Here is a 20,727-nt window from a genome sequence, read left to right on the forward strand (position 1 = left end):
GAGCCTGGCGGAACTACTCCCAGAGAATGCCCTGGGAGGGATTGCTCGGCCTTGGGTTACTTGGCCTTCTCAAGGATCTCGACGATGCGCCACCGCTTCGTCGCGGACAGCGGCCGGGTCTCCATGAGGAGGACACGGTCGCCGATCCCGGCGGCGTTCTGCTCGTCGTGCGCCTTGAGCTTGTTCGTACGGCGGATGACCTTGCCGTACAGCGCGTGCTTCACACGGTCCTCGACAGCGACGACGACGGTCTTGTCCATCTTGTCGCTGACGACCAGACCCTCACGGGTCTTGCGGAATCCGCGGTCGCTCTTCACGGTCGTCTCAGTCACGTTGCTCTCAGTCATCAGGCGCTCTCCACCGTCTCGATGCCCAGCTCGCGCTCACGCATCAGGGTGTAGATCCGCGCGATGTCCTTCCGGACCAGCTTCAGCCGGCCGTGGTTCTCGAGCTGACCGGTCGCCGCCTGGAAGCGGAGGTTGAACAGCTCTTCCTTGGCCTCGCGAAGCTTGGCGACAAGCTCCTCGCCACCCAGTTCACGCAGCTCGGACGCCTTGGTAACGGCCGCCATCACGACTCACCTGCCTCGCGCCGAACGATGCGGCACTTCATCGGAAGCTTGTGGGCGGCGCGGGTCAGCGCCTCCTTGGCAACCTTCTCGTTCGGGTAGGACAGCTCGAACATCACCCGGCCGGGCTTGACGTTCGCGATCCACCACTCGGGAGAACCCTTACCGGAACCCATGCGGGTCTCGGCGGGCTTCTTCGTCAGGGGACGGTCCGGGTAGATGTTGATCCAGACCTTGCCGCCACGCTTGATGTGGCGGGTCATCGCGATACGAGCGGCCTCGATCTGACGGTTCGTCACGTACGCCGGGGTCAGCGCCTGGATGCCGTACTCGCCGAACGCAACCTGCGTACCACCCTTGGACATTCCACTGCGCTTGGGGTGGTGCTGCTTGCGGTGCTTGACCCTACGGGGGATCAGCATTTCGGTCAGACCTCCGTTCCGCCGGTAGAAGTGGGCGCGGCCTCCGCGGCCGGAGCAGCCGTCGCGGCGGCCTTGGGGGCCTCGGGGGCCTCCGCGGCACCGGGAGCCTGCTGCGGCTTACGGCCACCGCGACCGCCACGCTCGCCACCGCGGCCACCACGGCCGGCGGGACGGTCGTTGCCGCCACCACGGGCCGGACGGTTGCCCGCGCGCGCCGCGGCGTTCTCGGCGCGCACCTCGGCGATGTTCTTGACGTCGCCCTTGTAGATCCAGACCTTCACACCGATACGGCCGAAGGTCGTCTTGGCCTCGAAGAAGCCGTAGTCGACGTTGGCGCGGAGCGTGTGCAGGGGCACGCGGCCCTCGCGGTAGAACTCCGAGCGCGACATCTCGGCGCCGCCGAGGCGGCCACCGCACTGGATCTTGATGCCCTTGGCGCCGGCCTTCATCGTCGACTGCATGCTCTTACGCATGGCGCGACGGAAGGAGACACGCGAGGACAACTGCTCGGCGACGGCCTGGGCCACCAACTGAGCGTCCACCTCGGGGTTCTTGACCTCGAGGATGTTGAGCTGGACCTGCTTGCCGGTCAGCTTCTCCAGCTCGCCGCGGATACGGTCGGCCTCGGCGCCGCGGCGGCCGATGACGATGCCCGGACGTGCGGTGTGGATGTCGACGCGGACGCGGTCACGGGTGCGCTCGATCTCCACCTTGGAGATACCGGCACGCTCCATCCCCTTCGTCATCATGCGACGAATGGCGACGTCTTCCTTGACGTAGTCCTTGTACAGCTTGTCGGCGTACCAACGGGACTTGAAGTCCGTGGTGATACCGAGCCGGAACCCATGCGGGTTAACCTTCTGGCCCATTACCGGGTTCCTTCCTTGCTGCTGACGACCACGGTGATGTGGCTGGTCCGCTTACGGATCCGGTAGGCACGGCCCTGGGCACGCGGCCGGAACCGCTTCAGGGTCGGACCCTCGTCCACGTACGCCTCGCTGATGACCAGCGAAGTGGCGTCCGGGTGGTCGTAGTTGTGCGCGGCGTTGGCAATGGCGCTGTCCAGCACCTTGCCGACCGGCACGCTCGCGGCCTGCGGGGCGAAACGCAGGACCGCCTGAGCCTCCGTGGCATCCATGCCACGGATGAGGTCCACCACGCGGCGGGCCTTCATGGGCGTGACGCGGATGTACCGCGCCTGGGCCCTGGCTTCCATGGTTGTCCCTTCGGTGTAAGTCATAGTCGTTTCCACCCCGCCGTTAGCGGCGCTTCGACTTCCGGTCGTCCTTGACGTGGCCGCGGAAGGTGCGAGTCGGCGAGAACTCGCCGAGCTTGTGGCCGACCATCGACTCGGTGACGAACACCGGGACATGGATCTTGCCGTTGTGCACCGCGATGGTGTGGCCCAGCATTGCCGGGATGATCATCGAGCGACGGGACCAGGTCTTGATGACGTTCTTGGTGCCAGCTTCGTTCTGGACGTCCACCTTCTTGATGAGGTGGCCGTCTACGAAGGGCCCCTTCTTGAGACTGCGCGGCATCTAAACCCGCTCCTAGCGCTTCTTGTTCGTCTTGCGGCGGCGGACGATGTACTTGTTGCTCGCCTTCTTCGGCGAACGCGTACGACCTTCCTTCTGACCCCACGGGCTGACCGGGTGGCGACCACCTGAAGTCTTGCCCTCACCACCACCGTGCGGGTGGTCAACGGGGTTCATGGCGACACCGCGGACGGTCGGGCGGACGCCCTTCCAGCGCATACGGCCGGCCTTGCCCCAGTTGATGTTCGACTGCTCGGCGTTGCCGACCTCACCGATGGTGGCGCGGCAGCGGACGTCGACCAGCCGGATCTCTCCGGACGGCATACGAAGGTGGGCCATGGAGCCCTCCTTCGCCAGCAACTGCACCGAAGTGCCCGCGGAACGGGCGAACTTCGCGCCGCCGCCGGGACGCAGCTCGATGGCGTGGATGGTCGTACCGACCGGGATGTTGCGCAGCGCCAGGTTGTTGCCGGGCTTGATGTCGGCGGACGGGCCGTTCTCGACACGGCTGCCCTGCGTCAGGCCACGCGGCGCGAGAATGTAGCGCTTCTCGCCGTCCGCGTAGTGCAGGAGCGCGATGCGCGCGGTGCGGTTCGGGTCGTACTCGATGTGCGCGACCTTGGCCGGCACGCCGTCCTTGTCATGACGACGAAAATCGATCAGACGGAAGGCGCGCTTGTGGCCGCCGCCCTGGTGGCGAACGGTCACACGACCGGCGTTGTTACGGCCGCCCTTGCTGTGCAGGGGGCGGACCAGCGACTTCTCCGGCGTGGACCGCGTGATCTCGACGAAGTCGGCGACGCTGGAGCCACGACGGCCCGGGGTCGTCGGCTTGTACTTGCGGATACCCATTTCTCAGTCCTCGGAATATTCCGGACTTCGATTCGATCCGACTCCCGCTAGGAAGTCGGGCCGCCGAAGATGTCGATACGGTCGCCCTCGGCGAGGGTCACGATGGCGCGCTTGGTGTCCGAGCGCTTGCCGAAACCGGTGCGGGTGCGCTTGCGCTTGCCCTGCCGGTTGATCGTGTTGACCCCGGTGACCTTGACCGAGAAGACCGCCTCGACGGCCTGCTTGATCTGGGTCTTGTTGGAGCCGGGCGCGACGATGAACGTGTACTTGTTCTCGTCGAGCAGCGCGTAGCTCTTCTCGGACACCACGGGCTTGACGAGAACGTCACGCGGGTCCGTGAAGGTCTTGCTGGTGATCTCGGCCATCAGGCTTCGCTCCCCTCGGTGTCGGCAGTCTGTCGCGCAGCCCCGCCGGACACGAAGGACTCGAAGGCGGCCTTGGTGAAGACCACGTCGTCGGAGACAAGCACGTCGTACGTGTTGAGCTGTCCCGGGTCCAGCAGGTGGACCTCGGGGAGGTTGCGCGCGGACAGCCACGCGGCCTCGTCGCTGCGCTCGACGACCAGGAGCACGTGCTTGCGCTCACTGACCTTGCCGAGAAGCGTCTTGGCGGCCTTGGTGGACGCCGCGCCCTCGACCACGTCGGAGACGACGTGGATACGAGCGTTGCGGGCCCGGTCCGACAGGGCCCCGCGCAGGGCGGCGACCTTCATCTTCTTCGGGGTCCGCTGCGAGTAGTCACGCGGGGTGGGGCCGTGTACGACGCCACCGCCGGCGAACTGGGGCGCACGGGTCGAACCCTGACGGGCGCGGCCGGTGCCCTTCTGGCGGTAAGGCTTCTTGCCGCCACCACGGACCTCGCCACGGCGCTTGACCTTGTGCGTGCCCTGACGGGCGGCGGCCAACTGCGCGACGACGACCTGGTGGATCAGCGGAATGCTGACCTTCGCGTCGAAGATCTCGGCCGGAAGCTCGACGCTTCCGGTCTTGTCGCCCGAGGGCGACACGATGTCAATGGTGCTGCTCATGTCTTCAGGCCCCCTTCGCCGCGGTGCGGACCAGGACGAGGCCGCCGTTCGGACCGGGGACCGCGCCCTTGATGAGGAGCAGGCCCTTCTCCGCGTCAACGGCGTGAACGGTCAGGTTCTGGGTGGTGACCCGCTCGTTGCCCATGCGGCCCGCCATGCGCAGACCCTTGAACACACGGCCCGGGGTGGCACAGCCACCGATGGAGCCGGGAGAGCGGTGCTTGCGCTGGGTTCCGTGACCGGCGCCGAGGCCCTTGAAGTTGTGACGCTTCATGACACCGGCGAAGCCCTTGCCCTTGCTCTTGCCCGTGACGTCCACGCGGACGCCGGACTCGAACACAGCGGCGGTGACCTCCTGGCCGAGCGTGTACTCGGACGCGTCGGAGGTGCGGAGCTCCACCAGGTGGCGGCGGGGGGTCACGTCGGCCTTGGCGAAGTGGCCCTTGAGAGGCTTGTTCACCTTGCGCGGGTCGATCTCGCCGAAGGCGATCTGGACCGACTCGTAGCCGTCGGAGTCATTCGTACGGACCTGGGTAACGACGCAGGGTCCGGCCTTGACCACGGTCACCGGGACGACACGGTTGTTCTCGTCCCAGACCTGGGTCATGCCGAGCTTCTCGCCCAGGACACCCTTGATCTGCTTTGCCATCTCTTCCGCGCCTCTCAGAGCTTGATCTCGATGTCGACGCCGGCCGGAAGGTCCAGGCGCATCAACGAGTCAACGGTCTTGGGCGTCGGGTCGAGGATGTCGATCAGGCGCTTGTGCGTGCGCATCTCGAAGTGCTCGCGCGAGTCCTTGTACTTGTGCGGCGACTTGATGACGCAGTACACGTTCTTCTCAGTGGGCAGCGGCACCGGGCCCGCGACCGACGCACCAGTGCGAGTCACCGTCTCGACGATCTTCTTCGCCGAAGAGTCGATGACCTCGTGGTCGTAGGCCTTGAGCCGGATGCGGATCTTCTGTCCCGCCATGGCTACTCAGTAGTCCTGTCTCTCGAAACGCTCTGGACCCGGTTGGGGTTAAGGCTGTCTCCGACCCACGCGGTCGGGCGTGTCGCATTCCCTCCACGTAGAAATTCCCGAAGGATTTCCCTGCCAAGGGGTGCGGGCCTGATGACCGCGAGCCGGGGGAGAAACCCCACCGGGTGCCTGGCCGGTACCGCGCTGACACTTCCCGGAAGATTCCCGTACGTCCGCCCCAGCGCTGCCCTGAGAGGCAGATGTGGCGACGAGTACTGTGGGACTCGCTTCCGGTCCCCCCGGCGGGAGGCGCGCAGCATCGGCACTCAACCGAGCAACCTGTGCAGTGTGCCATATGCCCCGGAGCCCTGGCCAATCGCGGCCGGAGAGCGTACCCCACGGGGTGACGGACGAACCGCGGGGCTGACGCGTGGCGCGTGCGTGACCTTTGCCGGAGCCACCCAAACGGGGGGACAATGGGTCACGGAGGTGCATCATGCGCAAAGTAGTCGATTGCCGTGACATGCCGAGCGAGACGAACTGCACCCTCGCCATCACGGGCGAGGAGGACGAGGTGGTCCGCGCAGCGAGCGAACACGCGGCCTCGGTCCACGGCCACGAGAACACGGCGGAACTGCGGGCCCAGATCCGGTCCAACCTGAAGGACGAGATGCCGCAGCACGCGTGAGGTGCCGCTCAGTGCTGGGCGGCGCACGGCGCAGCCGAGGAAGCCGGCCCACGCGGTGGAATTGACGGCTGACGCGGCGACGCACGGCCGACTGTCCGCGTGGGACTTCCCGCTGGAGCCGCAAACGGCGAAGGGCGGCGGCGCACTCCGTATCGAGGCGACGGACACCCGAGGCCACCGCCTCCCCGGCCACAACCCCCAACTGCCGCCCCCGGACGATGAATCGGGCCGGGGGCTGCTGGGGGTGTGGGCGGAGTTGGACGTCGTGGGGAATCCGTCACCCTCGCGGGTGAATCTGCCCAACTGAGCTACGGCCAGGGCGGATTGTCTGTTTATGCTCAGCGAAACAGACGCTCTGGCATGTGCCAGAGGCAAACCCTCCAGTCACTCACCCCACAGGAACCCGCATGGTCAGCTCGCCCCACGAGGCGATGCATCGCATCTTTCAGGAGTATCCCGACCTCCTCTCCGGTGTCTCCGAAGTGCTCGGGGTCGACTTCGGCGCACTCGCCGGGGTCACCGTCCTGCCAACGGATCTCACCGAGGCCCGGCCCGTCGAGCGGCGCGTGGACACGCTGTTACGGGTCGAGACCGAGGACAGCGCGTCCTATCTCCTCGCGATCGAGGCTCAAGGAAAGAAGGACCCGGCCAAGCCCGCAAGCTGGGCCTATTACCTGTCGTATCTGCACACGAAGTACCGATTGCCGCCCGTACTGCTGGTCGTCTGCCAGGACCGCGCCACGGCTGAATGGGCCGCGCGTCCCGTCGACATCGGCCTCCCGCAGTGGGCGGCGCTGACGCTGCGCCCGCTGGTGGTAGGCCCGCACAACATGCCGGTGATCACCGACGCGGCCGAGGTCCGAAAGGACCTGGCGCTCGCCACGCTGTCACTCATTACGCACGGTGCGGATCGGGACCACGCTGCCATACTCAAAGCGATGACGACCGCGCTGCGGGAGACCCCGGACAACGTCAAGAACCCGATTGCCGAACTCATCTCACAGGGCCTGGGTAACCTGCCCGCCGCAGCACTCTGGAGGAAACTGGTGGCCGTGGACCTTTCTTTCTACAAGTCGCCGCTCTCGGAGGAAATCCGGGACGAAGGCCGAGCCGAGGGCCGAGCCGAAAGCCGGGCGGAAGACATCCTCCTCATCCTGGAACTGCGCGGCATCGACGTCTCCGAAGATGTCCGAGGGCGCATTACCGGCTGCGACAACACCGAGACCCTGCGCGGCTGGCTCGCCCGCGCCGTCACCGCGCTGTCCGCCGAAGATCTCTTCTCGGACGAGTAGCCCGGCTCCGTCGATCAGGGCGGCGGGAGGCGGCTCGGGAGAGTTTGGCCGCGAAGGGGGCTGCCGTCGTGCGGCCGTTGCTCGATGAGTTGTTGGGCGACGCATCGCCCGTACCGCACCACGAGATCGAGATCGTGCTGGCCGAGCGGATAGGGCCGGCCGCCTTCGACGAGGTGGTGGCGGCGCTGGCCGGCGCCACGGACGAGGAGTCGCGGCGCCGCCTCAGTCGTGTGTTCAGCCGGTTCGGCGCGGTCGACCGCTATGTCGAGGCGCTGTCCCATCCGTCCGCGCGGATACGCGGATCCGCCGCATACGGAATCCAGTCCGCCTGCTCGATGGCTTTCGGCCGGGAGCCGAAGCCCGGGGTGGATTACGCCCTGTTGATCGACGCGTTGATTCCGTTGCTCGCCGATCCCGACCCGGACGTGGCCCAGCGCGCCGAGTGGGTGCTGACCATGCTGGGGCCGGGCGTCGAGGGACGTATGCGCGACGTACGCGTTCATGGACCGGCGCACCTGCGCTCACGGGCCCTGACGGTCCTCGCCCAGGTCGGCGGCGAGGAGGCGCTGTCGTCGGCGGACCGGGCCGCCGTGGAGCGGCTGATCCGTATCAAGGTGCTTCACGAGCAGGCCCAGCCCCTGGACACCTGCTCCACGTCCTGGATCGCCGTCCCCACCGGCGACCAGCGGGGAATCGTGGAGCAGCTCGGCCTCTTCGAGGTGAGGCCCGCGACGTTCGCGCTGGGACTCAGCATCGGTATGCACGACACCGAGGACGGCGCCGAGTACGGCAGGGTCTACGTCACCCCGGAGGTGGACGGCTGGACCCTGGTGCTCGGCCCTTGGTGCAACCCCGGGAACCCGGAACGCGCGCAGGACGTGCTGCGCCTCGTCACGGAGCTGAGCCGCCGCTACGGCCGGGCGCAGGCGTACTACTTCGGTGAGCACGGCGGTGGTTCGAGCTGGCTCGTCGCCCAGGGCGGGGATGTCGTACGCCGCTTCCGCTCCCCCGGGACGAATGACGACGCGCAGTTCACCGTGGGCGAGCCCTTGCCCGAGGAGCGCGCCGCATGCGTGGAAGAGGGCCTGACCCCGGTGGGGGACGCCGGGGCGGACGACAAGGAGTGGATGGAGCTCGCCGGGTATCTCGGGACGTACCTCGCGCAGCGACTCGGCGTGAGCCCAACGGACTTGGGCCCGCACACGACGGTGCGCGGAGTCGGGGCGGTGGCTCTCACCCCGTACGCGCGCGAGCACGGAAGGCCGCTCACCGGCGCCTACGACATCTAGGTCGGGGGTGTTCAGGGAGCCACCCGGCGGGCGGCTCCCTCTACGGGGTCGGTCGTTCGGCCGGCACGCCCTACGGGCGGAAGATCGGCTGCTTCTCCCTGCGGAGCGAGTCCATGACCCGGTCGTTGACCTTGAGGTGGTGCTGGACCAGTTCGCCGGGGGTCAGTGCCATCCACTGGCACAGGCTGACGTCCTCGAAGCGGGGTGCCTTGAACATCTCGAGCATCCGCAGCGGTGCGTCGCCGGTGTTCTCGATGTAGTGGCCCATGGCGAACGGGACGTAGCCCACGTCACCGGGCCCGAAGTCGTACGTCCTGTTGTGGCCCGAGTTGGCGAAGACGCCCATCCTTCCCTTCCCGGAGATGTAGTACTGCCACTCGTCGTTGTTCGGGTGCCAGTGCAGCTCGCGGATCGCGCCGGGGTCGATCTCCACCAGAGCGGCCGATGTGGTCGTGGAGGCGGCGAAGTTGGTCGAGTCGACGATCCGGACGTTGCCGCCGCTGGTGCGCAGGGGCGTCTGGGAGTCGAGGCTGTGCTTGAAGCTGCTCGGTACGTTGCCGGTCGGGCTGACGATCCGGTCGGACTCCAGCGGGGGCGGGACCGCGCCGTTGAACATGTACAGCTCCGACTGCGGGATCGCCGCGAAGTCCGCCTCGGAGACGCCGAAGTTCTTGGCGAGCACGGACGGGGGCGTGTGGTTGAACCAGTCGGTGACCTGGAACGTGTTGTTCTCGGAGAAGTTCCCGTCGTTGAAGACGAGCAGGAACTCGACGCCCTTGTCCAGGGCTTGGATGTGGTGGGGGATGCCCTGGGGGAAGAACCAGAGGTCGCCGGCCGAGACGTCTTCCAGGAAGTTACGGCCTTCCTGGTCGACGGCGCTGATCCGGCAACTGCCCTCCAGGACGTACGCCCACTCGGACTGGAGGTGCCAGTGCAACTCCCTGATCCCGCCGGGCTTGAGCCGCATGTTGACGCCGGCGAGCGTGGTGGCGATCGGCATCTCGCGCTGTGTCACCTCGCGGGCCCAGCCGCCCGCGTCGAGTCGCATGTGTGCCTGGCTGAAGGGGAACTTCAGATTCGGCATCGTGCCCGCGTCCTGCTCGGGAGGAACGAGGACGTCGGGGTTCTCGAGGTCCACCGCCAGACTGCGCGGGCCGGTGTCGGTGGCCCCCTGACCGTCACGGATGGGCTGCGGAACCTGGCGTTCGGTGGTGTCGGTCATGACCGAGTCCTTTCGGAGGTGAGAGGTGAGAGGTGAGAGGTGAGATGTGAGGGGCGGGAGGCGGGAGGCGGGAGATGGGGGATCGGTCGGTGGACATGGACGGTGGACGGTGGACGGTTCGGGGAAGGTCTCAGTCGCCCTTGATCATCGTCAGGATGAGGTAGGCGTTCATGCAGATCACCAGGCCGCAGACGACCGCGCCCGCCCCGGTGGTCAGCGGCCGGTTGGTCAGTGCACCCATGAGGTCCCGCCGCCGTGTGAAGACGACGAGGGGGACGAGGGCGAACGGGATGCCGAACGCGAGGACGACCTGGCTGAAGACGAGAGTCGAGGTGATCGGGATCCCCGCGCACAGGATGACCACCGCGGGAGCCATCGTCAGCAGCCGCCGTGCGTAGAGGGGGATGCGCCGCCGCAGGAACCCCTGCATCACCACCTGCCCCGCGCACGTACCCACGCTCGCGGAGGAGATCCCGGAGGCGAACAGCGCCACCGCGAAGGCCAGCGCCGCTCCACCGCCGACCGTCCTGCCCAGGTCGTTGTGCGCGGCGGTGATCGCGTCCAGGTTTCCCAGGGACGAGTTACGGAAGAGAGCCGCCGACAGGCAGAGCATTCCGAGGTTGACGGCGCCGGCGATGGTGAACCCCAGCACACAGTCGATGCGCAGGAAGCGCAGCAGGAAACGCCGGTCGCGGGGGCTCTCGGTCAGCACCCTGCGCTGCGTGAGAGCCGAGTGCAGGTAGATCGCGTGCGGCATGATGGTGGCGCCGACGATGGCCGCCGCGAGTATCGCGGTGGTCTCGCCGCCCAGGTGGGGCACCATGCCGCCGGCCAGGCCGTCCCCCGACTGATGTCCGACGGTCAGCAGGTCGTAGCCGACTCCCGCCACGACGAGGAGCAGCAGGGCGAGCACCGCGAGTTCGAAGCGGCGGCAGCCCCGTTGCTGGCAGGCGAGGATGGCGAACGCCACCACGGCCGTGACCAGGCAGGCGAGCGGGATCGGCATGCCGAACAGCAGGTTCAGCCCGAGCGCGGCTCCGGCGAACTCGGCGAGGTCGGTGGCCATGGCGACCAGTTCCGCCTGCGTCCACAGCAGCCGGCTCAGCCACCGGGGCGCGAGTTCACGGCACTGCTCGGCGAGGTTCTTCCCGGTGGCGAGCCCGAGCTTCGCCGACAGGTACTGCACGAGCATCGCCATGAAGTTGGCCAGTACGACCACCCAGACGAGCAGGTAGCCGGTGCGCGCACCGGCCTCGACGTTGGTCGCGACGTTCCCCGGGTCGACGTACGCGACGGCCACGACGAACGCGGGACCGAGCAGGGCGAGACGGAACCGCCACCTGCCACGGGTGGAGCGGATGTCGTGGAACTCGCCGAGGACCTGTCCGGCGTCCTCCACGGCCACGGGGCTCGTCGTACGAGCGTCGACCGGAGCGGTCATCGAAGCTGCCCTCCGTCCGGGCGGTCGGCCAAGGCAGGCGTGCGACGACCGCGAGCGTGCAGGCGAAGGGCGACGCGGCACAGGAGAAAGGCCGCGAGCAGGAGTCCCCGGCCGAGCATCTGCTGCGTCGCGGCCAGGACGACGACGAACAGCAGAATCGCGTCATAGATCCAGCTCGAGAAGCGGGTGCGCCGAACTCGTCCGGAAAGACCGACCGGATTACGAGACACGTACCAACAAGGCGATGGCGAAGAAGCGGAGCGGTGCGCGAACACGGATTCTCCTCTCGTCCCCTTGCCGTTCCCCGTTACCGGGTCACTGCGCAATTGCCGGGTCACTGCGAAGAGATTGAGGCAACGGGGTCACCGGGCCGTCACTGCCACGTCACCGGCGTCACCGCACGCGGATGCCGAATCGAAGGCCACCGCGAAAGCCGCATTGGACACCGCATTGGACGCCGGAAGAAAGTCTCAAGGGATACAGATCATCGCGCTGCGTACGCGCGCCGGAACAGCGAGTCCGTGCGAATGTGCCGATGGAGTCTCGGTGTTCCAATGGGAATCGCGAGACTCATCCACCGCGGTGACACCGGCCGTTGTGAACCGACGTTGTGGCCTGTGAGGAGATGCGATGCACACGCGTTCCGACGAAGCCCGTCCGGACAGCCGTCCTCATCTGACGCTGATGGGCAGCTTCGATCTGCGATACGACGGGCGGTCCGTCCTGCTCGCCCCCGCCGGCCAGCGCCTGCTGAGTCTGCTCGTACTCAGCCGCCGCACGGCCACCCGCGAATACGTCGCCGAGAAAATGTGGCCGGACTCCCCCGGCAGCCAAGCGGCGGGCTGTCTGCGCTCTGCTCTGTGGCGGCTGCCCAAGGACGGCCGGCCGCTCGTCGTCGCCACGGCGAGCACGCTGAAGGTGTCACAGGACCTGAAGACCGATCTGGCCGTCACCGAGGAGACCCTGCACCGCGCGATATCGCTGGCCGAGCACTCGGGCCGGGAAACCCCGGACAGGACTTCGCCGCCGCCTCCCGACCTCGAACTCGACCTCGAACTCGACCTGTCGGACCAGGCCCTGAGCAGCGATCTCCTGCCGGAGGCCTGAGACGAGTGGGTCATCATCGAGCGGGAGAGGCGGCACCAGATGCGCCTTCACGCGCTGGAATCGCTCGCGTACGTCCACCGGTCGGCGGGCCATTTCGGGCAGGCACTGGACGCGGCGCTGCGGGCGGTGGCCGGGGAGCCGCTACGGGAGAGCGCTCACCGGCAGGTCATCGAGACCTACGTGGCGGAGGGGAACGTCGGCGAGGCCGTCCGGCACTTCGAGGCGCTGCGGAAGCTCCTGCGCGGCGAGCTGGGAGTGGAGCCGTCGTCCTCGCTGCGCCACCTGGTGGCGGACACGGTCGCCGCCAAGCGCCCGGACCACCGTGACGCGGGCCGTGACGTTTAGGTGTCGCCGGTCCGTGACCGTGAAGTCATGGCTGCTCTTGATAATCCCACCGGCACAATGATCATTCGCGTGTGGCTGGAGCCGGGCCAGACACCGGCTCTGCGCTCACGGCTACTGGTTGTCGACAGCGTGCGACACGCTCCCGTCGTATACGCGACCGCGGCCGGCCTGGACGAGGTCTGCGAGCAGGTCCGTATGTGGCTTGAGCAGTGGACCGAGAGCGAGAAGGGCCCGGACGGATAACACCGCCCGCCGCCCGCCGACCCGCCGACAAGCGGACCGGGCGACCGGGCGACGCTCATCTCCCCGTCCCCGTACGGCCGTTGGGCCCCGGCCCCGGCCCCGCGCTTCCACCCTTACCCGCCGCCGTCCGGCCGACCACGGCCGCGGCCACGCAGGCGAGCGCGCCGAGACCGATGGCGACGCGCGGGTTGAGCGCTTCGGATACGGCTCCGATGACGGGGGCGCCGATCGGCGTGCTGCCCACGGTCGCCGCCGACCACAGGGCCATGACCCGCCCCTTGTACCGGGGGTCGGCGGCGAGCTGGACAGTGGCGTTGCCGGTGGTGAGGAAGAAGATGGTGGCCAGCCCCACCAGGAACGATGCGCCGAGCGCCGCCCCCAGCGTCGGGGCGACGGCGAGCAGCCCCATCGCCACCGCGTAGCAGACCGCGATCCGCGTGAGGCGGGGAACGCCGGTTCTGTCCTGGCCGAGGGCGTAGAGCCCGCCGCACACGGCGCCCAGGCCGAAGGAGCCGAGCAGCCATCCGTACGCCGCGTCCCCGGCGCCGAAGGTGTCGTGGGCCAGCAGCGGGAAGCTGACCTCGAACTCGAAGGCGAACGTCCCGATGAGGGCCATCATGATCACGGGTCGGATGATGTCGGGGATTCCCGCCGCGTAACGCAGCCCGTCCCGCAACTGTCCCCCGGCCCTCGGAGTGGGCTTCGCCGGATGCAGTTTCGTGGTGTCGAGGGAGAGGAGCGACGCGATCACCAGCAGGAAGCTGGCGGCGTTGATGATGAAGCACCAGCCGATCCCGGCCGAGGCGACGACCAGCGCGGCGATCGTCGGTCCGACGACCCGGGCCACGTTGATCAGGGTGGAGTTGAGGGTGACGGCGTTGCGCACGAGCGAGGGGCCGACGACCTCGGAGACGAATGCCTGCCGGGCGGGGTTGTCGACGGCGCTGAAGGTCCCGAAGGCGACGCCGAGGACGAACACCTGCCACAGCTCGATGTTGCCGGTGAGGACGGCGAGTCCGAGCAGGAGGGAGACGAAGCCGAGGCCGAATTGGGTGACCAGCAGTACCCATTGTTTGGAGAACCGGTCCACCAGCAGTCCCGCGTAGGGCGAAAGCAGCAGGACCGGGGCGTAACGAGTGGCCGTGGACAGTCCGAGCACCGTCCCGGAGTGGGTGAGGTGCAGGACCAGCAGACCTTGGGCGACGGTCTCGACCCACGTACCGATCATGGACAGCGCCTGGCCGCCGACGTATCGCCGGAAGTTGGGGACGGTGAGCGCGGCTCCGAGCCGGTGCAGCCGCCCCGGCGGTGTGGTCTCTGCCGACATGCGCGTAGTCGCTTTCATAGGCTCCGAAGGCTCCACGGGCGGCCGGTGCGGCCTGTGAATCCTTCGGAGCTCCGGACGGCGCACAGCCAAAAAAGGCCAGGAAAGCACATGATCGCGGGCTGCTCCGGCGAACCGGCCGCGTTGGACAAGACGCGCCCGCGGACGCAACCTGAATGCAGGTAGTCATTGCCGCTCGAGGAGGTCTCCATGACCGACGTTCCTCTCGCTGAGCCGCAAAAGTCGGCAGGGACAGCGACCGCGGCAACGCCCGCGACCGCGCCCGGCGGGAAGACGCTCCTCATCCTCGCGGCGGACCACAGAAACAGCCTTGAAACGGGTCTCTACGGCCTCACAGGTCCGCCCAGCCCGGCGCAGGCGGCGCGTATCTGCGCCGACAAGCTACTGATCTACCAGGCACTGCTCGACGCCGCGGAAAAGCTTCCGGCGAGCGCACAGCCTGGAATTCTCATTGACGAGCAGTACGGCGCCGACGCCATCGAACTCGCGGGACGCTCGGGCGGCGCGGTAAACCTGTCGGTGCCGATCGAGGCCAGCGGCAGCGAATGGTTCGAGTTCGCCTACGGTGACCAATGGCGGCGCCACGCGGAATTCTTTCCCGCCGACCACGCGAAAGTCCTGGTGCGCGACAATCCGGGGTTCGACCCGGGTGACCGCGCACGGCAGGCCGAGGATCTGGCCGAGGTCTCGTCATGGGCCACGGACGCCGGCCGGCCGCTGATCCTGGAACTCCTCGTTCCGGCAAGCGAATCCGACAAGCGGGCCGTCGGTGACGACACGGCACGCTACGACGCCGAGATCCGGCCCGGACTCACGGTCGCCGTCATCGAGTATCTCCAGGACCACGGTGTGGAGCCCGCGATCTGGAAGATCGAAGGACTCGAACGCCACGAGGACACCGTGGCCGTGCTGGCCGCCGCCCAACGCGACGGGCGTACGGCCCGATGCATCGTGCTCGGCCGCCACGCGACGCACAGCCGGCTCGACCACTGGCTGAAGATCGCGGCACCCGTGCCCGGCTTCGTAGGGTTCGCGATCGGCCGCAGCATCTGGTGGGACGCGCTGCACTCACACCTGCACCACCGTTCAAGCAACGACGAGACCCGACGACGAATCGCCGGCCAGTACCTCGACTTCGCCCGCTACTACCTCGAAGCACGCGAGGCCACGCCGCCCGGCCACGACCCCCAGCCCTGGTAACGGGAGAGCCGTCGCCGGCCGGGGGCTTCCGCCGCTCAGCGCGGAGTCGGTACGTCGCCGCCCCGCGCCCATGTGACGTCCACGTCGCGCAGACCCCGGCCCCACGGCTCCACGATCGCCGCGAGCGCGGTGGCGTCCGGCGGGTCGGTGCCCAGGCCGATCGCGTACGTGGCGCGGTCCCCGTCCGTCGCGAACGGCCGCGGCCAGGCGTGGGCGTCCCGCACCCCGGCCGTTTCGAGGGCGGTGAGCAGCGCCCGTACGCGGCCCCGGAAGCGGCCCGCTGTGTCCGGGCGTCGCGTGGCCACGGTCGCCACCGCCCACGCGGCGTGTCTGCGGTGCAGCGGCGGGGGCGCGGACAGCGCGGCGCGCGGGGCGCCGCTGTCCAGGAGTTCCCAGGCCCGGTACAGCTCGTGGACCAGCAGGTCGCGGTGGCCGGGGCCGACCTGTTCGGTGCAGTTGCGGATCGGTTCGGTAGGGGTCAGGACGGTAACCGGTGCGGTAACTCCCCTACCGGACACGGCCGTTGTGAGACCGACAGGTACCCGCCAGTCCCAGGCCGCCCAGGTCCCGAAGAACTGCCCGAGCAGATCGTCCCCACCCACGTGGCTCCCGGCTTCGCCCGTCGTGCGCGCCGCCAGCACCGCCCACGCCAGGCCGGGCAGCCCGCCGAAAGGAGCGGAGTCCAGGCCACGGGCTCGCGCCCAGGTCTTCACCTCCCGCGCCAGCCCGGCGAAGGCGTCGTGGCGGTCGCCGACCGCGTCCCGTACGGCCACCGCGTCACTCACCGCGCTCAGCGCGACGGCCGCCGCCTCGCCCAGCTCGGCGCGGCGTTCCACCGCCCGCGCCGTCGGCAGCGGGCCGGTCGCCACCACCGCCAGATCGACGCCCAACTCGCCCAACTCGCCCACGGTGAACCGCAGTCCGGGCACGCGTGCGCCGACCACCTCGCGTACGTCGGACGCGCCGCCCGGGAGAGCGGTCAGGGCGGCCGTCACCCGCCGCCGGATCTCATCCATGTCCACGGCCGCGCCCGGCAGCGCCGCCACCAGGTCCAGATCCGCGCCGGCGAGGGCGCAGCCCATGCGGCGGGAGCCCACGACATGCAGCGCGCCCTCTCCGAGCGCGCCCGCGAGCAGCCGCGTGGCCCCGCCCGCGTCGGTGGAAGGCCCGTTCGCGGTCGGCACGTCGTCCGGATCCACAGCCCAGTTGATCTCGCCCGTACCGAGCGCGACCGTCGCCCGTACGCGCATCGGTTCGTCGCCTCTGCGCGACAGCAGCGCCAACTCCCCCACCGTGGTGGCCACTTCGCCGAGCCTGCCCTCGATGCCCGCCGCGACCCGCTGCGGGTCGCGGCTCCGCCCGAGGGTCAGATGCGGCGTGAAGCCGTCGGCCCGGCGCCCGCCGCAGCGCGGGAACCGCCGTTCGAGCGCCCGCCGAAGCTCCGCCCACTCCCCGTCGCCGTCAGGACCGGCCGGATCGAGCCAGAGCGTGGCGTCCTCGCGGTGCCCGAAGGTGTGTACGCCGGCCAGACGCGCCGCGAAGGGCGCGGTCTCGGCGGCGGCAGCGGCGACCAGCGGGGCCGCGCGGTCGAAGTCGGACTCCGGGACGAAGCCGAACAGCACGTTCACATGCGGCGGCCAGCGGTCGACCTGCGGATCGTGCTCACGCCGTACGGCCTGGAGGGGAGGCCACAGCTCGCGGGGCGGTATCCAGGCGACGGCGGTACGGGCGTCGGCTGCCGCGTCGAACACAACCGCACCCGAACTGCCGTCCACCGCACCATGATTGACTGTCGCCGCCACCCCGTAGTGGTCGGAGATGTAGAGCCCGCGCGCGTCCGGCGTATCCCCCCGCAGCGCTGCTGCGGCGACCACCCCGCTCCCCCGCAACAGCACCCGGTCGAGCCGGGCCGGGATGCCCGACAGCGAGGCCACCGCCGCCAGCGGATTGGTGACCGGGTCGAATGTCGGAGTGCGGTCCTCGGAGCCGTACACCTCACTCCAGGCGTCCCGCAGCCCGAGCGCGGCGGCCGGGCCTTCGCCCCCACCGGAGCCGTCGTTGAAATCCCCCAGCAGGATCAGTTCGGCGTCGATACCGCCCAACCCCTCGGCGAGGGCGGCGAGTTCGTTACGGCGCCGGGCCGGGCCGTCCTTGGAGTGGTCGCTGCTCAGATGGGTGCCGGCCACGACGACCGGCCCCGACGCGGTCTCCACCGTGAGCGCGACGACGGCCTTGTGCGAGCCGAGGGTGTGGTGCCCGGCCTCGCGTACGGGCAGCCGGCTGAGCAGCAGCAGCCCGTTGTCGTCCACGGCGCGCCCGTCCGGATCGCTGCCGATGGTGTAACTCGCCCTCACCCAGGGCTCGTTCAGCAGCATCGCCAGCAGCTCGCGCTCGACCTCCTGGAGCGCGACAACGTCCGCGTCGGACTCGGCGAGGGCGGCGAGCAGCATCGGGCGGCGCGCGGCGGTGTCGACGCGGTCGCTGTCGTAGCGGTCCCAGAGGGTGTTCCAGGTCAGAACGCGCAGCGGGGCGGCCGAGGGTGGCGGCGGCACGGCCCGCGCGGGCCGCCAGTCAGCCCCGTCGTACGCGTAAGCCGTCCCCGCCGTGAAGAACGGCGCCCGCAGCAGCCGGGGTCGGCGCACCCGCCCCGCGTCCGTGGTGTCGATACGGTCCACGCCCGTGACCCGGTCCCAGACCACCTCACCGTCCGCCTCCACGAACAGCACGCGGTGCCACGGGATATCACCGCCGGGCACGAACGCGGGCAGCGGGATCCGGCCGGGGCTCGTACCTCGCCGGCTGACGCCGAGGACGAAGCGGGCCGGATCGAAGCGCGGGTCCCAGCGCACCTGGTGGTACAACTGATCGCTGGTCCGCATCACACACCACCTTCAACGCTGTCCATGTCTTCCACGGCGCCGCCCGCACCGACGTACCACGTCCGGTGCGCGTCCCCCGGATACGGCGGTACGAAGCGGTCCAACTGCCGCGCGAGTACGTCCCGCGGCACCGGATGCGGGCGTACGGCGTTGCGCCTGACCAGCTCCGCCTCGTCCACGAGCAGCACGGCGTGCGTGACGAACGCGTCGCGCCGCCGCGCCAACGCGCCTGCCAGGGACCGCTGTTGGCGGTTGAGCGAGGTGGCGTCCCACACGACCGTTCCCCCGGCCGCGAGCGCGCGGTCGAGCCGATCCAGTCCGTCCCGCAGGACGTCCCCGTTGCCGCGCTGATCGGCGCGGGACCCACGGGACTCCCGCAGCTCGTCCAACGAGACCCGCGTCCCGACCCCGGTCAGACCCCCTACGAAGGTGCTCTTCCCACTCCCCGAAGGCCCCACCAGGTGAACCAGCCGCGGAAAGTCCCCGCCCCGCCACCGCCAGGTCGCGGCCACCGCCTCCTCGACCGTACTGAGCCGCCCTTCGACCCACAGGTCCCGCGCCTGCGCCCAACACCGCTCGGCGACGTCCGGCCCAAGCCCTTCGAGCGCGCCACGCACCCCCGTACGCAGGGCCTCCAGCGGGTCGGGGCCCAGCAGCCCGGCCTCCTCGGCGACCAGCGCGGACCATTCGACCTGCTCCCCCGAGCGCCCGTCCGCCGCCACCGCGCCCGCGACGGCGTGCAACACCCCCAGGTCGGCGGCGACGCCCATCCGCGCGAGCCCTTCGCGGCGTGCCTCGTCGGGGAACGGCCGGTGCAACCCCGCGTGCAGCCCCACCAGATCGGCGACGCGCCGGGCCTGCGCCATCCCGAGCGGCGCGACGAGCGAGCCCGCGAGCCGCCCGCGCGGCGCGTCGTGGCAGAGCGCCGCGACGACACCGTTCAGCCGGTCGTCCCCGTGCCGCCCCGCGCCGTCAAGCCGCCCGACGACCTCCCGGGCCGCGTCCTCGTCCCCCGCCACCCCCACGGCCCGCGCCACGGCCCCCGCGTCCACCGGACCCCCCGACCGCACGTCCCACAACGCGGCACCCGCCCCGAGGCCGTTCTCCACCACGGCGGCGTGCATCCAGTGCGTATCGGTCTGTACGTGATGCGGCCGCACCCACTTGGCCAGCCGCCGCCCGAACTCCTCACGTACGAAGCCCTCGACGCTCCGTACGACGAACCCCTCCTGCCGCGCGGGATCCAACCTCAGCCCCCGCAGGGCCCGTTCATCGAACACACCGCGCCACAACACCGGCGGCACCGGAATCCCCAGCCGCCGCAGAAACCGCACGGTCTCGTCCCAGCCGAGACACCACTCGCCGTCCCACACGGAGAACCCGTAGAACCAGCTCTCCAACCCCTCGTACGCGATCGAGTGCCGCGCGTACATGTTCTCCCCGCACACCCGCACCCCGTCCGGGATCCTCGGCCCAACCCGCCCCTGCAAGGCCTTGACCCAGGCCCGCGACGGATGATGCCCGGAATCCAGCGACCGGGCGTGCAGCCCGTCGCCGTACAGGGTGGTGTTCTCCCCGTCCATCTTCTCGGTGACGACAACTTCCCGCCCCCGCAGCCCACCCAGGTCCCCAACCCGCACATCGTCGGAGGCGACGCCGGGCGACCAAGGCACATGCACGGTCCGCGGATACGCCGTACGCATGCCCTGCTCCCCCGCCGGCCCATGACTGCTTGCCCGGCAACCCTAGGAGCGCCAGGGAACACAGTCGATCGATTAACTGAGGCTGGACACATCCGCAGAGGCATATTAATAAGCGCCGAACCCCTGGAAAACGCAACCGCGGCGGAGAACAGAACCGCGCAAGCTTCACCCCGAGAGAATCAGAGTTCCCTCCGACACTTGCGGGATCTATCCGGCCCGAAGCGCCTTCATCTGAGGGTCAAAGCAGTTCAATTCAAACCTGTTGGCAACCTGTGCCACATAAGCAGACACCACATCTGCACTACTCCAGGCTAGAGCGATGTAAACGTACGGCCCGCTCGCTCCCGCAGAAATTGGAGTTGCAGCCCAAGGCGTATCCTCCCCAGTGTCTCGATCAGGCCAACGCTCAGTAAGGGCGGCAAGGAATTCGACAATGACGGGCATCACCGGAAAAAGCTCATCACCATCGATGAACTCGTCGTACAGGCGATTATGCACCCTAGCCGCTTCGCGATCACTGGATGGGGCACCCCCGTACCAAACCGCGAGGTCGTAGCTCATCTCGCACTCATCTCGCTCCGCGGAAAATAGATCCGAGTACTTATC

At 69.0% G+C, this 20,727-nt stretch carries 26 protein-coding genes; 8 read left to right on the plus strand and 18 right to left on the minus strand.

Going from position 1 to position 20,727, the window contains the following annotated elements; all coding sequences use genetic code 11:
• Positions 1 to 56: 56 nt before the first annotated feature.
• Genes rpsQ through rpsJ form a run of 11 tightly spaced genes read right to left on the minus strand, consistent with a single transcriptional unit; the run spans position 57 to position 5,379 of the window.
• The gene (gene rpsQ / locus OG329_RS15540) at positions 57 to 347 is read right to left on the minus strand and encodes a 30S ribosomal protein S17 (RefSeq protein WP_023539337.1); all 291 of its coding nucleotides are present in this window, start codon (positions 345 to 347) and stop codon (positions 57 to 59) included.
• Complete coding sequence (rpmC, locus tag OG329_RS15545) at positions 347 to 571, minus strand: 50S ribosomal protein L29 (RefSeq protein WP_078075545.1); 225 nt, start codon at positions 569 to 571, stop codon at positions 347 to 349. Before rpmC ends, rpsQ begins: the two co-directional genes overlap by 1 nt.
• Positions 571 to 990 (minus strand): 50S ribosomal protein L16, encoded by a 420-nt coding sequence (rplP, locus tag OG329_RS15550; protein ID WP_023539339.1) that lies wholly within the window; start codon positions 988 to 990, stop codon positions 571 to 573. The genes rpmC and rplP overlap by 1 nt, the downstream gene beginning before the upstream one ends.
• Before the next feature lie 5 nt (positions 991 to 995).
• Positions 996 to 1,859: a 30S ribosomal protein S3 gene (gene rpsC / locus OG329_RS15555; RefSeq protein WP_405795716.1), complete on the minus strand. Its 864-nt coding sequence runs from the start codon at positions 1,857 to 1,859 to the stop codon at positions 996 to 998.
• On the minus strand, positions 1,859 to 2,206 hold the full coding sequence (rplV, locus tag OG329_RS15560; RefSeq protein WP_147874529.1) for a 50S ribosomal protein L22: 348 nt from the start codon (positions 2,204 to 2,206) through the stop codon (positions 1,859 to 1,861). The genes rpsC and rplV overlap by 1 nt, the downstream gene beginning before the upstream one ends.
• 43 nt (positions 2,207 to 2,249) lie before the next feature.
• A complete protein-coding gene (gene rpsS, locus OG329_RS15565; protein ID WP_023539342.1) occupies positions 2,250 to 2,531 on the minus strand; it encodes a 30S ribosomal protein S19 in 282 nt (93 codons plus the stop codon).
• 12 nt (positions 2,532 to 2,543) lie between these two features.
• The gene (rplB, locus tag OG329_RS15570) at positions 2,544 to 3,380 is read right to left on the minus strand and encodes a 50S ribosomal protein L2 (RefSeq protein ID WP_023539343.1); all 837 of its coding nucleotides are present in this window, start codon (positions 3,378 to 3,380) and stop codon (positions 2,544 to 2,546) included.
• Between the two features lie 47 nt (positions 3,381 to 3,427).
• On the minus strand, positions 3,428 to 3,745 hold the full coding sequence (gene rplW / locus OG329_RS15575) for a 50S ribosomal protein L23 (RefSeq protein WP_078075546.1): 318 nt from the start codon (positions 3,743 to 3,745) through the stop codon (positions 3,428 to 3,430).
• Positions 3,745 to 4,407, minus strand: a complete 663-nt coding sequence (gene rplD / locus OG329_RS15580; RefSeq protein ID WP_405795717.1) for a 50S ribosomal protein L4 — start codon at positions 4,405 to 4,407, stop codon at positions 3,745 to 3,747. The genes rplW and rplD overlap by 1 nt, the downstream gene beginning before the upstream one ends.
• A 4-nt stretch (positions 4,408 to 4,411) precedes the next feature.
• Positions 4,412 to 5,056 carry a 50S ribosomal protein L3 gene (gene rplC / locus OG329_RS15585; RefSeq protein ID WP_078075548.1) on the minus strand — a complete coding sequence of 215 codons (645 nt, stop codon included), beginning with the start codon at positions 5,054 to 5,056 and terminating at the stop codon, positions 4,412 to 4,414.
• Positions 5,057 to 5,070: 14 nt separating this feature from the next.
• Positions 5,071 to 5,379 (minus strand): 30S ribosomal protein S10, encoded by a 309-nt coding sequence (rpsJ, locus tag OG329_RS15590; RefSeq protein ID WP_003948644.1) that lies wholly within the window; start codon positions 5,377 to 5,379, stop codon positions 5,071 to 5,073.
• A gap of 484 nt (positions 5,380 to 5,863) precedes the next feature.
• Here rpsJ and OG329_RS15595 point away from each other — a divergent pair, with 484 nt between their 5' ends.
• The 4 genes from OG329_RS15595 (at position 5,864) to OG329_RS15610 (ending at position 8,636) form a co-directional block, all read left to right on the plus strand.
• Positions 5,864 to 6,055, plus strand: a complete 192-nt coding sequence (locus OG329_RS15595) for a DUF1059 domain-containing protein (RefSeq protein WP_078079541.1) — start codon at positions 5,864 to 5,866, stop codon at positions 6,053 to 6,055.
• A 55-nt stretch (positions 6,056 to 6,110) separates the two neighbouring features.
• Positions 6,111 to 6,362 carry a hypothetical protein gene (locus tag OG329_RS15600; protein ID WP_405795719.1) on the plus strand — a complete coding sequence of 84 codons (252 nt, stop codon included), beginning with the start codon at positions 6,111 to 6,113 and terminating at the stop codon, positions 6,360 to 6,362.
• Positions 6,363 to 6,462: 100 nt separating this feature from the next.
• The gene (locus OG329_RS15605; RefSeq protein ID WP_405795720.1) at positions 6,463 to 7,347 is read left to right on the plus strand and encodes a hypothetical protein; all 885 of its coding nucleotides are present in this window, start codon (positions 6,463 to 6,465) and stop codon (positions 7,345 to 7,347) included.
• A 68-nt stretch (positions 7,348 to 7,415) separates the two neighbouring features.
• Entirely contained in the window at positions 7,416 to 8,636 is a 1,221-nt protein-coding gene (locus tag OG329_RS15610; protein ID WP_405795722.1) for a hypothetical protein, read from the plus strand.
• Positions 8,637 to 8,706: 70 nt separating this feature from the next.
• Here OG329_RS15610 and OG329_RS15615 read toward each other — a convergent pair whose 3' ends face one another.
• The 3 genes from OG329_RS15615 to OG329_RS15625 form a co-directional block, all read right to left on the minus strand.
• Positions 8,707 to 9,858, minus strand: a complete 1,152-nt coding sequence (locus OG329_RS15615) for an oxalate decarboxylase family bicupin (RefSeq protein WP_405795724.1) — start codon at positions 9,856 to 9,858, stop codon at positions 8,707 to 8,709.
• 130 nt (positions 9,859 to 9,988) lie between these two features.
• On the minus strand, positions 9,989 to 11,299 hold the full coding sequence (locus tag OG329_RS15620; RefSeq protein ID WP_405795726.1) for an Nramp family divalent metal transporter: 1,311 nt from the start codon (positions 11,297 to 11,299) through the stop codon (positions 9,989 to 9,991).
• On the minus strand, positions 11,296 to 11,574 hold the full coding sequence (locus OG329_RS15625; protein WP_405795727.1) for a hypothetical protein: 279 nt from the start codon (positions 11,572 to 11,574) through the stop codon (positions 11,296 to 11,298). The genes OG329_RS15620 and OG329_RS15625 overlap by 4 nt, the downstream gene beginning before the upstream one ends.
• 355 nt (positions 11,575 to 11,929) lie before the next feature.
• Here OG329_RS15625 and OG329_RS15630 point away from each other — a divergent pair, with 355 nt between their 5' ends.
• Genes OG329_RS15630 through OG329_RS15640 form a run of 3 tightly spaced genes read left to right on the plus strand, consistent with a single transcriptional unit; the run spans position 11,930 to position 12,994 of the window.
• Positions 11,930 to 12,406, plus strand: coding sequence for a hypothetical protein (locus OG329_RS15630; RefSeq protein ID WP_405795729.1), 477 nt, complete (start codon positions 11,930 to 11,932; stop codon positions 12,404 to 12,406).
• 15 nt (positions 12,407 to 12,421) lie between these two features.
• Complete coding sequence (locus OG329_RS15635) at positions 12,422 to 12,751, plus strand: BTAD domain-containing putative transcriptional regulator (protein ID WP_405801854.1); 330 nt, start codon at positions 12,422 to 12,424, stop codon at positions 12,749 to 12,751.
• Between the two features lie 27 nt (positions 12,752 to 12,778).
• A complete protein-coding gene (locus OG329_RS15640; RefSeq protein WP_405795730.1) occupies positions 12,779 to 12,994 on the plus strand; it encodes a hypothetical protein in 216 nt (71 codons plus the stop codon).
• A 55-nt stretch (positions 12,995 to 13,049) separates the two neighbouring features.
• On the opposite strand, the gene OG329_RS15645 is transcribed toward OG329_RS15640, so the two are convergent.
• The gene (locus tag OG329_RS15645; protein WP_405795731.1) at positions 13,050 to 14,321 is read right to left on the minus strand and encodes an MFS transporter; all 1,272 of its coding nucleotides are present in this window, start codon (positions 14,319 to 14,321) and stop codon (positions 13,050 to 13,052) included.
• A 207-nt stretch (positions 14,322 to 14,528) separates the two neighbouring features.
• Between OG329_RS15645 and OG329_RS15650 the strand changes: the two genes are divergently transcribed.
• Positions 14,529 to 15,539 carry a 2-deoxy-5-keto-D-gluconate 6-phosphate aldolase domain-containing protein gene (locus tag OG329_RS15650; protein WP_405795733.1) on the plus strand — a complete coding sequence of 337 codons (1,011 nt, stop codon included), beginning with the start codon at positions 14,529 to 14,531 and terminating at the stop codon, positions 15,537 to 15,539.
• A gap of 35 nt (positions 15,540 to 15,574) precedes the next feature.
• Here OG329_RS15650 and OG329_RS15655 read toward each other — a convergent pair whose 3' ends face one another.
• The 3 genes from OG329_RS15655 to OG329_RS15665 all read right to left on the minus strand — a co-directional run bounded on the left by OG329_RS15655 (position 15,575) and on the right by OG329_RS15665 (position 20,682).
• On the minus strand, positions 15,575 to 18,418 hold the full coding sequence (locus OG329_RS15655) for a poly(A) polymerase (protein ID WP_405795735.1): 2,844 nt from the start codon (positions 18,416 to 18,418) through the stop codon (positions 15,575 to 15,577).
• Complete coding sequence (locus OG329_RS15660; protein ID WP_405795737.1) at positions 18,418 to 20,121, minus strand: RNA ligase family protein; 1,704 nt, start codon at positions 20,119 to 20,121, stop codon at positions 18,418 to 18,420. Before OG329_RS15660 ends, OG329_RS15655 begins: the two co-directional genes overlap by 1 nt.
• Before the next feature lie 207 nt (positions 20,122 to 20,328).
• Positions 20,329 to 20,682 (minus strand): hypothetical protein, encoded by a 354-nt coding sequence (locus OG329_RS15665; protein WP_405795738.1) that lies wholly within the window; start codon positions 20,680 to 20,682, stop codon positions 20,329 to 20,331.
• Between the last annotated feature and the right edge of the window lie 45 nt (positions 20,683 to 20,727).

It is taken from the genome of Streptomyces sp. NBC_01506, assembly GCF_045040295.1.
Taxonomy (GTDB): Bacteria; Actinomycetota; Actinomycetes; order Streptomycetales; family Streptomycetaceae; genus Streptomyces.

Bases quoted from the DNA above. Each gene is read 5' to 3' on its own strand.
- rpsQ (WP_023539337.1), bottom strand. From the start codon at position 347: ATGACTGAGAGCAACGTGACTGAGACGACCGTGAAGAGCGACCGCGGA.
- rpmC (WP_078075545.1), bottom strand. From the start codon at position 571: ATGGCGGCCGTTACCAAGGCGTCCGAGCTGCGTGAACTGGGTGGCGAG.
- rplP (WP_023539339.1), bottom strand. From the start codon at position 990: ATGCTGATCCCCCGTAGGGTCAAGCACCGCAAGCAGCACCACCCCAAG.
- rpsC (WP_405795716.1), bottom strand. From the start codon at position 1,859: ATGGGCCAGAAGGTTAACCCGCATGGGTTCCGGCTCGGTATCACCACG.
- rplV (WP_147874529.1), bottom strand. From the start codon at position 2,206: ATGGAAGCCAGGGCCCAGGCGCGGTACATCCGCGTCACGCCCATGAAG.
- rpsS (WP_023539342.1), bottom strand. From the start codon at position 2,531: ATGCCGCGCAGTCTCAAGAAGGGGCCCTTCGTAGACGGCCACCTCATC.
- rplB (WP_023539343.1), bottom strand. From the start codon at position 3,380: ATGGGTATCCGCAAGTACAAGCCGACGACCCCGGGCCGTCGTGGCTCC.
- rplW (WP_078075546.1), bottom strand. From the start codon at position 3,745: ATGGCCGAGATCACCAGCAAGACCTTCACGGACCCGCGTGACGTTCTC.
- rplD (WP_405795717.1), bottom strand. From the start codon at position 4,407: ATGAGCAGCACCATTGACATCGTGTCGCCCTCGGGCGACAAGACCGGA.
- rplC (WP_078075548.1), bottom strand. From the start codon at position 5,056: ATGGCAAAGCAGATCAAGGGTGTCCTGGGCGAGAAGCTCGGCATGACC.
- rpsJ (WP_003948644.1), bottom strand. From the start codon at position 5,379: ATGGCGGGACAGAAGATCCGCATCCGGCTCAAGGCCTACGACCACGAG.
- OG329_RS15595 (WP_078079541.1), top strand. From the start codon at position 5,864: ATGCGCAAAGTAGTCGATTGCCGTGACATGCCGAGCGAGACGAACTGC.
- OG329_RS15605 (WP_405795720.1), top strand. From the start codon at position 6,463: ATGGTCAGCTCGCCCCACGAGGCGATGCATCGCATCTTTCAGGAGTAT.
- OG329_RS15615 (WP_405795724.1), bottom strand. From the start codon at position 9,858: ATGACCGACACCACCGAACGCCAGGTTCCGCAGCCCATCCGTGACGGT.
- OG329_RS15620 (WP_405795726.1), bottom strand. From the start codon at position 11,299: ATGACCGCTCCGGTCGACGCTCGTACGACGAGCCCCGTGGCCGTGGAG.
- OG329_RS15630 (WP_405795729.1), top strand. From the start codon at position 11,930: ATGCACACGCGTTCCGACGAAGCCCGTCCGGACAGCCGTCCTCATCTG.
- OG329_RS15640 (WP_405795730.1), top strand. From the start codon at position 12,779: ATGGCTGCTCTTGATAATCCCACCGGCACAATGATCATTCGCGTGTGG.
- OG329_RS15645 (WP_405795731.1), bottom strand. From the start codon at position 14,321: ATGTCGGCAGAGACCACACCGCCGGGGCGGCTGCACCGGCTCGGAGCC.
- OG329_RS15650 (WP_405795733.1), top strand. From the start codon at position 14,529: ATGACCGACGTTCCTCTCGCTGAGCCGCAAAAGTCGGCAGGGACAGCG.
- OG329_RS15655 (WP_405795735.1), bottom strand. From the start codon at position 18,418: ATGCGGACCAGCGATCAGTTGTACCACCAGGTGCGCTGGGACCCGCGC.
- OG329_RS15660 (WP_405795737.1), bottom strand. From the start codon at position 20,121: ATGCGTACGGCGTATCCGCGGACCGTGCATGTGCCTTGGTCGCCCGGC.
- OG329_RS15665 (WP_405795738.1), bottom strand. From the start codon at position 20,682: ATGAGCTACGACCTCGCGGTTTGGTACGGGGGTGCCCCATCCAGTGAT.